This window comes from Psychrobacter sp. ANT206 (assembly GCF_056880555.1).
In genome coordinates this window covers 2,986,430-3,000,606 of sequence record NZ_CP096271.1, presented here as the reverse complement: position 1 = coordinate 3,000,606, position 14,177 = coordinate 2,986,430, and the positions used below count along the sequence as shown (strand labels likewise).

The window sequence follows — 14,177 nt, the reverse complement described above, 5'->3', positions numbered from 1 at the left end:
GAATATCAGTAGCCCTATAGTTCAAAGTATTAGCATTTTTTATTGTAAGAATGGATCGAATTAGGTCTAAAAAGGCGTTGAGGCTTACGTTAAACAACCTATTCCAAAGTACACTAACATCTTATATCTTATAGGGGAGTAATCTACCACAAATAACCTGTGGATAAAACCTTGTTTTCTGGGGATAAGCCTGTGGATATTTTTGTGTATAAGTAATAATATTAAGTTATCCATATTTCACCCACAGGTTATACACAGGGTTACCCATAGCTTAAATTTTTGATTATAAAGGAAAATCAACACTTAACCACAGAAAAACAGTATCCCAATAACAACAATATCTATATATATTAATCAATTAATTATTATAAGAATCGATCAAAACTGTGGATAACTTTAAAAATCATCTGCAATAATACAAATTGTTTTCAAACTAGATAATAAGATTTGCAGTAGTAAATTTATCAAGTACGCAGAGGATGACTAACTTCTTAGATGAGTTTTTCAAATATAGCCGCTTTCTACAAAAAGTAAAAAAATCGAAGAGCGATATCACACTGCTTTAAAACGTAGTGAATAGTTTATTGACCCACATCCTATGCAATGATATAATCCTCCGTTATTACGAATTTAGTCCATTATTTTGATAGGTGAGTTATGAAACGTACATTCCAACCAAGCGTGATCAAGCGTAAACGTACTCACGGTTTCCGTGCTCGTATGGCAACTAAAAAAGGCCGTCAGGTCTTAGCTCGTCGCCGCGCTAAAGGACGTCATCGCCTTACTGTATAATCAGTAGATTGCGATAAGCATGGCTCATAGTGCTTGTTGTGTTTCTATTATTTATAGATTGCGATAGTCAATCATCACAACTGACACTTAGCCATATATTAAAAGCGCCCACATCGGCGCTTTTTTTGTCTCTATATTTTGTTATTATTTCTGCTATCGTTATCATCTCTTATACTAGGTTGTACTATGTCTAATACTCCTCCAACGACACTTAATGCCCACTTTACTAAAGAGCAGCGTTTACTCACGCCTGCAGCCTTTCGTGAGGTCTTTGACGCGCCTGAGCGTAAGCTACATCAGAGCCATCTGATGGCGTTTGTGCGTACTAACACTCATGAGCAGCCACGAGTCGGTATGGCGATCACCAAACGCAAAGTCCCTACGGCAGTTGCGCGGAATCTAATCAAACGTCAGATACGTGAGCAGTTTCGAATAAAAGCTTCTAGTTTAGAAAATAAAGATATTGTTTTTATTGTTAAAAGTTCTGTTAAAGGCTTAAGTAATAAAGAAATAAAAATGGAAGTAATTAATATTTTTAAAAAAATAGAAAAAAAATAATATGAATTTATTTATAAAAATAATAAATAAATATTTATATAAGTTAATATATAATTTTATAGCTTTTTATCAAAAAATAATAAGTCCTATATTACCTGCTCGTTGTCGATATTATCCAACCTGTTCAAACTATGGTAAGCAAGCTCTAGCTTGGTATGGTGTTTGGAATGGGAGTTTACTATTATTAAAACGCATTAGTCGCTGTCATCCATTAGGCGGACATGGAGTTGATTTTGTACCTCTACCTTTGGCTTCTTATCGTTATCAATACTTGTCTCGTAATCTAGTAGCTCATGGACAGTTTCATGGTTTTTATGTTTATCGAGATAATCATGGCTATGTTACTCGCCTAAATTATATGATGAAATTGACCTAAGACTTAAGCTTTACTAGGCATTTCAGCATATCTACCTAGTTACCCACAAGTTATCCACACTGTTGGTATCATTTAGAATCGTTTTTTAGTAAAATGATGAACATTTTATGTGATTGACTGCTGACATTACCGTTCACCATCTGGGCCAATGCTGTATGGTGGTCATAACACATGCCCTAATTTTTTAATCTAGGAAAGGTTTATGCAAAAGATATTTCGGGTGATGATCATCATTGCGATGTTAATCACCGCTTATCTGCTGATTTTGGCATGGCGTGATGATTATGCAGATGCCCCAGCTGTAGACACGGTGCCAGAAACTGCAGCTTCAGTAGGAGCCGATATTCCTTCTACTAGCGGTGCAGCAGGTGATATTCCAGTACAGACGCTACCTGTCGACAACGGTACAGTTGATAGCGCTGTGACTGCTACACCTGCTACTGATGCAGGACTAATCACAGTCACTACTGATCGTTATGACATCAAAATCAATCCAGAAGGCGGTGACATCGTTTATGCTGCGCTAAAGCAGTATGATGCGACCCTTGATAGCGATAAGCCTTTTGTATTGCTAGAAAACAACAGTAACCGCGTTTACGTGGCTCAGTCTGGTCTGATTGGTCAAAATGGTATCGATACTGCAGAAGGTCGTGCCAAATACAGCCATACCGCCAACAATTACGTGATGGAAAAAGGCCAGCAAACCTTATCAGTGCCGCTTACGTATAAAAAAGATGGCGTGACAGTCACTAAGACTTTTACCTTTACTCACGATAAATATCCTATCGATATCAGCTATAAGATTCAAAATGCTTCTACAGCGGCGTGGCAAGGTCAGATGTTTGCGCAGCTAAAGCGTGATGATAGTAAAGATCCTGGTATGTCTGATAAAGGTGCGCTTAGTATGGCAACCTATTTGGGCGGCGCTTGGGGTACACCCGATGATCCCTATAATAAGCTGAAGTTTGGTAAGTTTAATGATGGTGAATTGACCACAACCAGTGATAAAGGTTGGGTTGGCATCGTACAGCATTACTTTGTGTCAGCATGGACGCCTGAAAACTTTACTGGTAAATTCTTTAGCCGCGAAACAGGTGATGATTACTTTATCGGTTTTAACAGTCAGCCTGTCAATGTTGCACCAAACAAGCAAGTAACCTTAAATGCCACGCTATACGCAGGTCCAAAGGTACAATCTGAGCTTAAGGATGTAGCAGTAGGGTTAAATCAGACGGTCGATTATGGTCTATTATGGCCAATATCAAAGATATTGTTTGGTATTTTGGATGGCATTCATAAAGTCATCGGTAACTGGGGCTGGTCAATTATTCTATTGACTATCTTAGTGAAGCTGGCATTGATGTGGTTTTCAAACAAGAGCTACTATTCAATGGCGAAAATGCGTGCCATTGCACCACGCCTTGCTGCATTAAAAGAAGAGCATGGCGACGATCGCATGAAAATGTCGCAAGAAATGATGGCAATGTATAAAGAAGAAAAAGTCAATCCAATGGCGGGTTGTTTGCCGATTCTAATGCAGATGCCGATTTTCTTAGCCTTGTATTGGGTACTGGTTGAGAGTGTTGAACTACGTCATGCACCATGGATCTTATGGATTCAGGATTTATCAGCGATGGACCCGTGGTTTATCTTGCCACTATTAATGGGTGCATCGATGTTTATTCAGCAGCAGCTTAATCCACAGCCAGCTGATCCGATGCAAGCGAAAGTCATGAAGTTCTTACCTATTATTTTCACCGCGTTCATGCTGTTCTTCCCAGCAGGTCTAGTACTATATTGGACTGTGAATAACTTATTTAGTATGACGCATCAATATATCGTCAATAAAAAAGTAGAAGAAGAGCAAAAGCTTCGTACGGTTAAGGTACTGGATTAATCATTTAATAGTTTAGAAGTTTAAAAAACCATCGCTACGGCGGTGGTTTTTTTATGCCCTTAATGTCATATCTGGTATGAATACCTACTTAAGACTACGCCATAGTCGCTGCAGCCAAGCTAGATGATATTGGAAAAGACTTACAATGAGGAGATTACGCTCTTTAAAGATTGCTTTGTCAGTGTGCGTTAAGCCGTCTATAATGGAGTTTTTAGTTATTGAGAGTGCTTGTGGATTCCCAAGAGTTGGCGTTAGCCGCCCCTGAGTCATCAAAAAATCTCGGTTTTTCGAGTCTGCCTACCATTGCCGCTATTGCTACACCGCTTGGACGGGGTGGGGTCGGGGTTATTCGTCTGTCTGGCACACATGCGTATAGCATTGCTTGTACACTGACAGGAAAATCAGCATTTAAACCACGCATGGCGAGCTTCTGCCGATTTTATCAAGCAGATGGTACGGTCATCGATGAAGGGTTGGTGCTGTATTTTAAGGGTCCGCACTCGTTTACTGGCGAAGATGTGATTGAACTGCAAGGTCATGGCGGCATGATTTTGCAAAATCAGTTGTTGGCACGTGTGTTTGAGTTAGGGGCAAAACAAGCCAGCGCTGGAGAGTTCTCTTATCGTGCCTTTGATAATGATAAGTTGGATTTGGTACAGGCAGAAGCCATTGCAGATGCGATTGATGCTACCAGCGCCGCCGCTGCTAGCAGTGCTATTCGGTCACTCAGCGGCGAGTTTTCACAAAAGATTAATCAGCTACTTGAGCAGTTAATTCATCTGCGACTTCATGTTGAAGCAGCCATCGATTTTCCTGATGAAGAAGACGTTGATTTTTTATCTGATGGGGTTATCCAAGATAAGCTTGAACAGACACAAGAAAAAATCCAGCAGGTCTTGGCGACTGCTAAGCAAGGACAATTATTACGTGATGGTATTCATGTGGTGTTGGCAGGTAGACCTAATGCTGGTAAATCAAGCCTGCTCAATCGCTTGGCAGGGCAAGAGCGTGCTATCGTCACTGATGTGGCGGGTACAACGCGTGATACACTACAAGAAACCGTTGTCCTCAATGGTTTGACGCTACACTTGACTGATACGGCAGGCCTGCGCGAGACAGAAGACACGGTCGAGCGTATCGGCATTGAGCGCGCGCGTACAGCGATTGCTCAGGCAGATATGCTGTTAATGGTTTATGATGTAACCCGTGATCTTGAAGAAGAAAGTACCCCATTACAGCTTGCTGAGCAGCTATTTGGTGAGCTACCAGAAGCCAAGCGCTTGTTAATTATCGCTAATAAAAGTGATTTATTAAACAATAGTAGCAGCAAAGAAATAACCTCTATTTCGCAACAAGAGATTCATAATCGCGGTTACGAGCAAGTTAATGTTTCATGTGAAACAGGCGCAGGTATTGATGATTTAGTCGAAACTCTGTGTGCCAAAGTAGGGTTTCATCCACCGGAAAATAGCTTAATCGCGCGAACACGTCATCTAGATGCGTTAAGAAGAACGGCTGAATATTTAGCAGAAGCTCATGAGCAGCTAACCGTTTTTAAAGCGGGTGAGTTAGTTGCTGAAAGTTTGCGTCAAGCTCAGCATAGTCTGGGCGAGATTACCGGGGAATTTAGTGCAGATGATTTGTTGGGCAAGATTTTTGGCAGTTTTTGCATTGGTAAATAATCTTATTTACGGTTATAAATTTGAATGATGTAGCTGTAAAGATGGGATTATGACTCGTTTAATAGTGCTTCATATAAAGACAAGGAAAGCCGTATGCATTGCCCTTATTGTAATGCGTCAGAGACAAAGGTAATCGACTCGCGTCTTGCTGCTGAAGGTGCGCAAGTGCGCCGCCGCCGTTCATGTAATAGCTGTCAAGAACGTTTTACCACCTTTGAAGTGGTCGAAGTGGTGATGCCTCGTATTATCAAGTCCAGCGGTAAGATTGAACCTTATGATAATGATAAACTACGACGCTCAATTTTATTACCACTACAAAAACGTCCTATCACTATCGATGAGCAAGAAGGGATGATTAGCCGGATTGAAAAGCGTGTACGGCAAATGGGTGAACGTGAGGTCAGCAGTAAAGTGCTTGGCGAAATCATTATGAGTGAGCTTAAAACGCTTGATGATGTTGCTTATGTGCGCTTTGCTAGTGTTTACCGTGACTTTCAGGATATTGATGCTTTTCATCAAGAGATTGCCAATATACGCCCTAATGATAAATAACATTGAGTTAAGGTTTTGATGCTTTCTTAAGCCTATAATTTTATGCAACTTCATGAAACCATTTATAATAATATCTCATCATTTATTAAGCCCTTTTTTATGTCAAATTTAGACCATTCTCAAGATGCGAAAGACCGCTATTTTATGATGCTTGCTATTGAGCAAGCAAAGCTTGGCTTGTATACCGCTCGACCCAATCCTGCTGTAGGGTGTGTCATTGTTCAAGCAGAGGAAGTTGTCGGTCAAGGCTTCCATCCTAAAGCTGGTCAGCCGCATGCTGAGGTATTTGCTCTAAAAGATGCTGGTATAAGAACAGTTGGTGCTACCGCTTATGTCACTTTAGAGCCTTGTAGTCATACAGGTCGTACGCCGCCTTGTGCAAAAGCACTGATAGAATCTGGCGTTATAAGAGTTGTCGTTGCTGGACAAGATCCAAATCCACAGGTGACAGGTCGCGGTGTGAAATTGTTAGAACAAGCGGGTATTGAGGTGACGGTTGGTATCCTTACCGCGCAGGCAGAAGCGTTAAATAAAGGCTTTCTAAAGGCCATGCGTACCCAAATGCCTTATGTCAGGCTTAAGATTGCGACCAGCCTTGATGGTCGTACGGCGATGGCGACAGGTGAATCAAAGTGGATTACAGGTCCAGCTGCGCGCGAAGACGTACAAAAACTGCGTGCGCAAAGTGGGGCTATCATTACTGGTAGCGAAACGGTTATTGTCGATAATCCACAACTAAACGTACGCTCTAGCCAACTGGGTATCGCGCCTGAACAAGTTCCACATCCTAAAGTGGTGATACTTGATAGGCGAGGTCGTTTAAACCATGATCTACAGTCTGACTATCAGTTATGTCGTCGCCCAGATACTCTGTATTGGCGTGAAGATAATTTAAGAGAACTATTAAAGGTATTAGTCACTGAGTATCAGTGTTATGACGTATTGATAGAAGCAGGTGCCAGTGTTGCTGGTAGCTTCTTACAACAGCAATTGGTAGATGAGTTGATTGTGTATCAAGCGCCATGTCTGTTAGGGCAAAAAGCGCGAGCGATGGTTAAAATTAACCCCTTATCGCTAGCTCAGCAGTTGCGTTTTGATATTCAATGTCATGAACAGCTTGGTTCTGATCTGAAATTGACCTTATTACCCATTTAATTGTTAATTATCTATCCACATTCTTAAGGCAAGATATAATTGTTAGGAGTAAATAATGACTACTAATATTAGTTTCACATGAAACTGTGTATAACTTTGTTCCACATGAAACTTTTTTTTTGGCCGAATGTTAATTTTATAAATAAATTGTAGTAAAATCAATTACTTGTATTATAGTGATTAGATATAAAAATATTGAGTGAAAACAATATTAATTGTGGATAACTTGTTAATAACTAAGGCTTTTAAGCTTACAGGTAAGTGTTATCCATTACTTATCCACAGTTTATCCCGAAATATATGTCATATAGCACATTTATTACTGAGAAAAGCTATGTATAACGACAATGAAATAATGAGAAGAGGTTGATATGTTTACCGGAATTATAGAAAGTGTGGGAAAGGTTAAGTCGATGCAACCTACAGGCGGCGACATTCGCTTGACTATAGAGTCTGATGGCTTAGATTTTAGCGATGTGAAGCTTGGAGATTCTATAGCTTCTAACGGTATTTGTCTGACGGTTGTAGATTTTGGTAGTAATCATTACTCCGTTGATGTTTCACGTGAAACTATAGCGCGAACAGCGCTAGAAGATTTGAAACCGGGACATATTGTCAACTTAGAGAAGGCAATGCTACCGACTACACGTTTTGGTGGGCATATTGTCGCAGGTCATGTCGATGGAGTAGGGGTCGTTAGTAAGTTGCAAAAGGATGCACGTTCTATATATATCGAAATTGAGATACCAAAAGAGCTGGCGCATTATACAGCGACGAAAGGATCTATTACCATTGATGGTATTAGCCTCACGACTAACTTAGTGCGTGATAATATTGTTTCACTCAATATCATTCCGCATACAGCTCAAGTGACCAATATTGCACAGCATTGGTTGGTAGGAGAGAAGGTCAATGTGGAGGTAGATATTGTGGCTAGGTATTTGGAGCGTTTATTAAATAAGTCGCAGGAAGACAATGCAAATATTAGCCCGCAAAGCAATATTACTGAAGCTTTTTTAGCAGATAATGGCTTTATGAAGTAAGTCATATTTGATACAACAGTCTTATCTTGCTGCGAATTTTATATTAGCAGTAAGTGAAAAGTATAGAAGCTATCTTGTTTTGGCATGGTTTTGTGTAAGTGATCACTAACATCCCTTATGAGTTTTAGTAGTGTTTTTTAGGGTTTAATCAGTGCTGTTAAGACGTCTTGTAGTTTATCCTTATTAATAGGTTTGGCTAAAAACTCATCCATACCTACCTTTAAGCACGCTGAGCGGTCTTCTTCAGTATTGTTGGCTGTAAGTGCAACGATAGGAATATCATCGCCTTGCGCTCTAATTGCCTGAGTTGCTTGCAATCCATCCATCACTGGCATCCGGCAATCCATCAGAATAAGATCAATCTCTTGACGCTGCGCTTGCAGTATATCTAATGCTTGCTGACCGTCTTCTGCCACCACACTACGATAACCAAGTTTGGCGAGCATTTTGCAGGCAATTTTTTGATTGGTAGGACTGTCTTCTACCACTAAAATCAGAGGTGAGATGATTTCATTAGATCTATTATCTGCTGACACTACAACGCTGTCGTTATACTTAATATCTGCTGCTTGTATGAGTATCTGTCTGGTAGGAAGTGTTAAGCGCAGTAGCTCAGAGAGCAGTAAATTCACATCTAGCGGCTTGGTTAAAAATCCATCACATCTATCCAGTAGTATAGAAGCGATACGGCGCTCAGACTTCATACTGAGTAATATCTTTGGTAGCGATACATTAGCCAATAAGTGATTTAATGTATGCTGTTTGTCAATATTGCTAGATAACGTATTTGCTAAATCTTCTTCTTTTATTTGTTCCTCTACCATATTGGCATGGAGGCTTTTTTCATCTTTCATCTTTGATTGATTAGATAAAGCAAGCGTAATGCTTTCATAATAATCGTAGTCGAGGAGCAATATTGGAGCGAGTGTACGCTGGTTTTGCATCAGTTCGTCGTTGAGCTGCTGTAGGGTCACGCTATCAGTAGACGTAAAAATAGTGACTGTTATAGATAAATGGGTACATAGGCGTTTTAGATGTTCAGCGGCAAGTGGTTGATTGATGATGGCAATAAGATGCAATCGCGTTAACTGCTGATTGAGGTGGTAGATGGGTTGATAGTTTGGATTTTGGCAAGGCAGATAAAGATCAAAGGTACTTCCGATATCAGGTGTGCTATGTAAATCTATAAAACCACCCAATAATTTAGCAAAACTATGAGCCGTTGTCAGTCCTACATCTGCTTGACTGACTTGAGTATGAATTTGACTGGCTTTTTGCGAGTAACTCGACTGGTCTAATTGCGTATTTTCTAGTTGAGCTGTTTGATTAAAATAACTATGAAGTTTATCTCTCTGGGTTGTCTCTAAGCCAATGCCACTATCTTGGATACTAAAGCGCACCCAGTCATGCGCTGGGTTTGTCTTTTTGTTGGTATTATCAGGCACTAATTTATTAGTTGCACCGTTCACTAAATCATTAACCAGAATGGTATTTTTGGCAGATAGTTGTTCCGTATTCATAGCTTCAATCGTCAGTACAACGTAACCTGAACTGGTATATCTAATAGCGTTATCCAGTAAGTTACGTAAGATTGTCTGCAGACGTTTATGGTCGGTATCGATGAGGCGAGGGCAATCAGGAGTGAAAAAGTATAGTAATTCAAGCCCATGTTGTCTCGCATCTTTTGTGACTAAATGACTGACATGTTGCCCTATTTTATAAATGTCGACAGTTTCAATATTCAAACGAGTTTTTCGAACTTCTATCTCCCCTATATCCAGCATCTCGTTGAGCATAATAAGCATAGCATGACTGGTTTCAATCAGAGTATTGACAATCTGGTGCTCTTTGACAGTCAAAACGCTAGTATCAATCGGTTCTAAAGTATCAATCATAGCCTCTAATGGCAGCCGTAAGTCATGACCCATCGTTGATTTGAGTGCATTAAATTCATCAAGTTGTCGCTGTATTTCTATATTTTGTTGCTGCAGCTGTTCGTTTTGGCTTATCAAATCATTTACATTATTCAGTAATACGGTAAAACCGTGAACCTGACCATGCTCACCAAACCACGGGGTAATATGTAGCTGATAAGCTTTTTTATTAGCCAGCCCATATACCATAAACGTACGCGTAACACGAAGATTTTCTAGTTGTTGCAGCAGTAGCTGGGTAGATTCATCTTCAGTAAAAACAAAATCTGTTAATTTATAATTGCTGTCATTTTGAAAGGCAGTAGAGAATACTTGCTCAAAACGTTGATTAAAGAAGCTAATTTGACCTTGTCTCATAATCATCAGCATCGGTAGTGGGGCGTGATCAACCAAACGCTCTAGGCGATGCTTTAGAGTGGTAATATGACGATGATTGTTATGCAATTGATAGTTAATCCGACTAAGTGCATGACCCAATTGCAAAAATTCAGGCGTAGATTCTTTGCTGACAAACGGTGGTGGTGTATATGCCTCTTTTGCATGACTGCTTAAGTTGTCGGTATAAAGCAGTAACTGTACCCAATTGGCGCGGCGTTTTAAGGTATATAGTAGTGCCAAAGTAAAAAACATGATGGCGGTCATTAAAGGCAACCAATAGCGATAAGATACCCAGTTAATATTGAGCGGCTTATGACGCAAAATGGTATAAAATTTATGACCACTTTTAAGCTCGATGGTTCCGACTAGTTTTTCGTTGGATAACGTATAGGTGCTATGAGTATTCTTATTTGATAATAACGAAGTCTCAATGCTTGGAAACATAATCCCCGTAAATTCAGGTTCATCAGCTTCAGTTTGATGGTAAATGAAAGTTTGGCCGGAGGGCATCATAAAAATCAGCTGATAACTGATTCCTGCCAAAAAAGGCTTCTCTACTATCTTTTTGACGGCGGGGTTTATAGGATTGCTAAGCTCGGAAATCTGATACTGCAGGGTATGAAACGTCTCTACACTGTGCTGCTTACTCTCATTCTTCATCTCATGAAACATGATGAAATAATACAATGACAACATGGCGAGTAATGTCAAAGTATAGAAAGCCAACAGGCGTTGCAGAGACTGAAATTGTGGCATAAAGGCATGACCCTAAGTCGGCATAATAATACACAGTAAATTTAAAATGGTTTGGTTAGATTTTACTGCTATATTCTTTATTATTAGCCTACAACAAAGCAATAAACAATATTGATAGCTAGCTAGTATATGACAATGTGAAAAATGAGACTGAATCTTATTGCTATTATAAAGATAATCAGACGCATTAGTAGCGCTTGATTGTGGCTATTACAATCATGGCACAACGCCACAAACTCACCTATAATAGCTTTATTACTTATTAATATTGCCTAAACTATGACCACACTTGCTTGTACTCCTGATGTATCTCTTAATAATGATAACTTTAAACCGACGTGTACAGAGCCGTTAAGAGTGGTATTTGCTGGCACGCCTGAGTTTGCCGCTGTGAGTCTTGAGGCATTAATCAAGCAGCAACAGGCATTGAATATCAGTATTGTGGCGGTCTATAGTCAGCCTGATCGTAAAGCTGGCCGCGGACAAAAGCTGGCGGCATCTGCGGTCAAGCAAGTAGCATTGGCACATGATATCGCTGTTGAGCAGCCAGAGACCTTTAAAAAATCAAGTGTAGAAGGGGTAATAGCAAGGCAAACTTTGCAAGATTATCAACCTGATGTAATGATTGTTGCTGCTTATGGGTTGATTCTTCCTATTGGTGTCTTGAATACGCCGACTTATGGTTGCTTAAACATCCACGCCTCATTATTACCACGCTGGCGTGGTGCAGCGCCTATTCACCGCGCATTATTGGCTGGTGATAGCGAGACTGGCATTACTATTATGCAGATGGATAAAGGGCTTGATACTGGAGACATGCTTTATAAAGTCAGTGCTAGTATTGAGTCTGATGATACGGCTGCCAGCCTACATGATAAAATGGCTGAGCTTGGTGCGACCGCTATTATTACTGTGCTACAAGATTTACCACATTATCAAGCTCAGGCTATAGTACAAGATGACAGTCAAGCCAATTATGCTGAAAAGTTAGTCAAAACTGAGGGTGAAATTGATTGGACGCAGTCTGCCACTGTGATTGAACGACAAATTCGTGGCTTAACTCCTTGGCCTGGTGCTTATACTTTTTTGGCAGGTCAGCGTGTCAAAATTTTAGCCAGCTTGCCTGTGAATGCATCGCAACCAACCGATAAACAAGCAGGTACAGTTATTAGTGTGGGGCGCAAGGCAATTTTAGTCGCTTGTGGTAAAGATAATAATATTGATACTGATGTAAATAGCGAAAAACCGCAAGCCAGTACTTTAGCGATCACTCAGCTACAGTTTGCAGGTAGCAAACCTGTGAGCGCCGAACAAATCTGCCATAGCAATCAGCTTAATGATGGCGTCCAGTTTAGTAAAGAAACGAAATAACTCCATTTAGATATACCTAATCCAAATCGCACAAGACGCTAACTATTAGACGTCAAGGAAATTCAATTTAATGAGACAAACCAGCACTGCACCAAGAAACAACAAGCTCAAACCATCAAGCAACCTTATCATGAATGGTAGCGTCCGCGTCCGCGTGATTCGCACTTTGCTGGCGATTCAAAACGGTCAGTCGCTTGCAAGCGTCCTTGATCCGTTACTAAATAGTCTGCATGATGGGGATAAAGGTTTTGCTCATGCGTTATTGCTAACGACGTTGCGCCAATGGTACGCCCTTGAGCGCCTACTCGATAGTCTAGCTGATAACTCGATTGATGAAAAAGAAGTACGTACGACGATTCAAGTAGGTTTGACGCAGCTGCTCTATTTGCAAGTGGCTGACCATGCGGCAATTCATGAAACGGTTGAAGCAGCAAAAGAAATCGAATTTGCGCATGCGACGGGTTTAATCAATGCCATCTTGCGTAAGGTTGCTAAGAACCCAAGTAAATTCCGTAAAAAGTGTGATAAAAAGCACAGCTTACCCAATTGGCTTGCCTATCAGCTTAAGCAAGATTGGAGTGAGCAGTATGACGATTTGATGCAGGGTCTACGTCAACCTGCGCCAATGTTTTTGCGAGTGAATACAGCGGTTACCTCGGTAGAAGATTACCAGCAAGCATTGGTGGAGTTTGAAGTTGAAGCGGACTTAGTTGAGCTAACAAGTGGCTTACAACTCGACAACTCATCGGATACAGCCACTTCTAATAGTATATTAACCAAAGGTCTTAGACTACATCAAAGCACTGCAGTCAATGCCTTACCACAATTTGCCCACGGGGCGGCTAGTGTACAAGATATGCATGCTCAGCTTGCAGCACCGCTTATCCATAGCGCTCTACTCAATAAGCTGAGTGTTAAAAACGATGATGCAGACGGCGATATGGATACGAGCAACAACGAGATCCGCATTTTAGATGCCTGTGCAGCGCCGGGTGGTAAGCTTGCTCATTGGTTAGAATTAATCAGCTCAGATGAGCAATCGCCTTTGTTTCACGTGAAACAAAACGATGAATTTGTTTCTCTAGTTTCGAAAGTGAAGCTAACTGCGATAGATAATGAAGCGCCGCGTATCGAGCGTATTTACGATAATTTACAGCGCTTGAATTTAAGTCAGCACGACTTACAGCAAGCTGAGAAAAATATTGAGCTCAATATTGTCTGTGCTGACGCGACGACATGGCAAGGGGCTGGTAAGAAAAAGAGCAAGCTCGTATTTGACGCTATATTGCTAGATTCACCTTGTACGGCGACTGGCGTGATTCGTCGTCATCCTGATATCAGTATCTTGCGTACTGAAGAAGACGTCGAGCAAACAGCACTTTTGCAAGCCGATATCTTGCATAATCTATGGGCACAACTTAAAGTTGGTGGTTATCTGTTATACGTTACTTGCTCTATTCTAAAGCAAGAGAACGTCGAGCAAATGCAGGATTTCATGACTCATTATAATAATGTAGTAGCTGTTGAATTTAGCGACGATTGCAACTGGGGTATCGAACAAGCGATTGGTCGCCAGTGTTTGCCAATTGATAGCAAGAGCGGTGATGGTTTTTATTATGCCTTGCTGCAAAAAACTGCTGAATAAACTGTTTTAATTAATCATCTCATTGTAGACAGGACAAT

At 40.6% G+C, this 14,177-nt stretch carries 11 protein-coding genes; 10 read left to right on the top strand and 1 reads right to left on the bottom strand.

The annotated features are described in order from the left end of the window. Positions 1-657: 657 nt before the first annotated feature. The 8 genes from rpmH to M0221_RS12470 all read left to right on the top strand — a co-directional run bounded on the left by rpmH (position 658) and on the right by M0221_RS12470 (position 8,055). The gene (rpmH, locus tag M0221_RS12505; protein ID WP_007394757.1) at positions 658-792 is read left to right on the top strand and encodes a 50S ribosomal protein L34; all 135 of its coding nucleotides are present in this window, start codon (positions 658-660) and stop codon (positions 790-792) included. Between the two features lie 186 nt (positions 793-978). Further along, positions 979-1,350, top strand: coding sequence for a ribonuclease P protein component (gene rnpA, locus M0221_RS12500; protein ID WP_483283967.1), 372 nt, complete (start codon positions 979-981; stop codon positions 1,348-1,350). 1 nt (position 1,351) lies between these two features. After that, positions 1,352-1,726 (top strand): membrane protein insertion efficiency factor YidD, encoded by a 375-nt coding sequence (yidD, locus tag M0221_RS12495; protein WP_483283966.1) that lies wholly within the window; start codon positions 1,352-1,354, stop codon positions 1,724-1,726. Between the two features lie 202 nt (positions 1,727-1,928). Next, positions 1,929-3,623, top strand: coding sequence for a membrane protein insertase YidC (gene yidC, locus M0221_RS12490; protein ID WP_011514771.1), 1,695 nt, complete (start codon positions 1,929-1,931; stop codon positions 3,621-3,623). Positions 3,624-3,868: 245 nt separating this feature from the next. Beyond that, a complete protein-coding gene (gene mnmE / locus M0221_RS12485; RefSeq protein WP_483284791.1) occupies positions 3,869-5,305 on the top strand; it encodes a tRNA uridine-5-carboxymethylaminomethyl(34) synthesis GTPase MnmE in 1,437 nt (478 codons plus the stop codon). A gap of 93 nt (positions 5,306-5,398) precedes the next feature. After that, positions 5,399-5,857 carry a transcriptional regulator NrdR gene (gene nrdR / locus M0221_RS12480; protein ID WP_020444555.1) on the top strand — a complete coding sequence of 153 codons (459 nt, stop codon included), beginning with the start codon at positions 5,399-5,401 and terminating at the stop codon, positions 5,855-5,857. Positions 5,858-5,956: 99 nt separating this feature from the next. Next, positions 5,957-7,012 carry a bifunctional diaminohydroxyphosphoribosylaminopyrimidine deaminase/5-amino-6-(5-phosphoribosylamino)uracil reductase RibD gene (ribD, locus tag M0221_RS12475; RefSeq protein WP_483283965.1) on the top strand — a complete coding sequence of 352 codons (1,056 nt, stop codon included), beginning with the start codon at positions 5,957-5,959 and terminating at the stop codon, positions 7,010-7,012. Positions 7,013-7,383: 371 nt separating this feature from the next. Next, a complete protein-coding gene (locus M0221_RS12470; RefSeq protein ID WP_133104027.1) occupies positions 7,384-8,055 on the top strand; it encodes a riboflavin synthase in 672 nt (223 codons plus the stop codon). Positions 8,056-8,192: 137 nt separating this feature from the next. On the opposite strand, the gene M0221_RS12465 is transcribed toward M0221_RS12470, so the two are convergent. Further along, the gene (locus M0221_RS12465; RefSeq protein WP_483283964.1) at positions 8,193-11,123 is read right to left on the bottom strand and encodes a response regulator; all 2,931 of its coding nucleotides are present in this window, start codon (positions 11,121-11,123) and stop codon (positions 8,193-8,195) included. A 279-nt stretch (positions 11,124-11,402) separates the two neighbouring features. On the opposite strand from M0221_RS12465, the gene fmt reads away from it, so the two are divergent. Further along, entirely contained in the window at positions 11,403-12,494 is a 1,092-nt protein-coding gene (fmt, locus tag M0221_RS12460) for a methionyl-tRNA formyltransferase (RefSeq protein WP_483283963.1), read from the top strand. Positions 12,495-12,564: 70 nt separating this feature from the next. Next, positions 12,565-14,139 (top strand): transcription antitermination factor NusB, encoded by a 1,575-nt coding sequence (locus M0221_RS12455; RefSeq protein WP_483283962.1) that lies wholly within the window; start codon positions 12,565-12,567, stop codon positions 14,137-14,139. Positions 14,140-14,177: the final 38 nt, after the last annotated feature.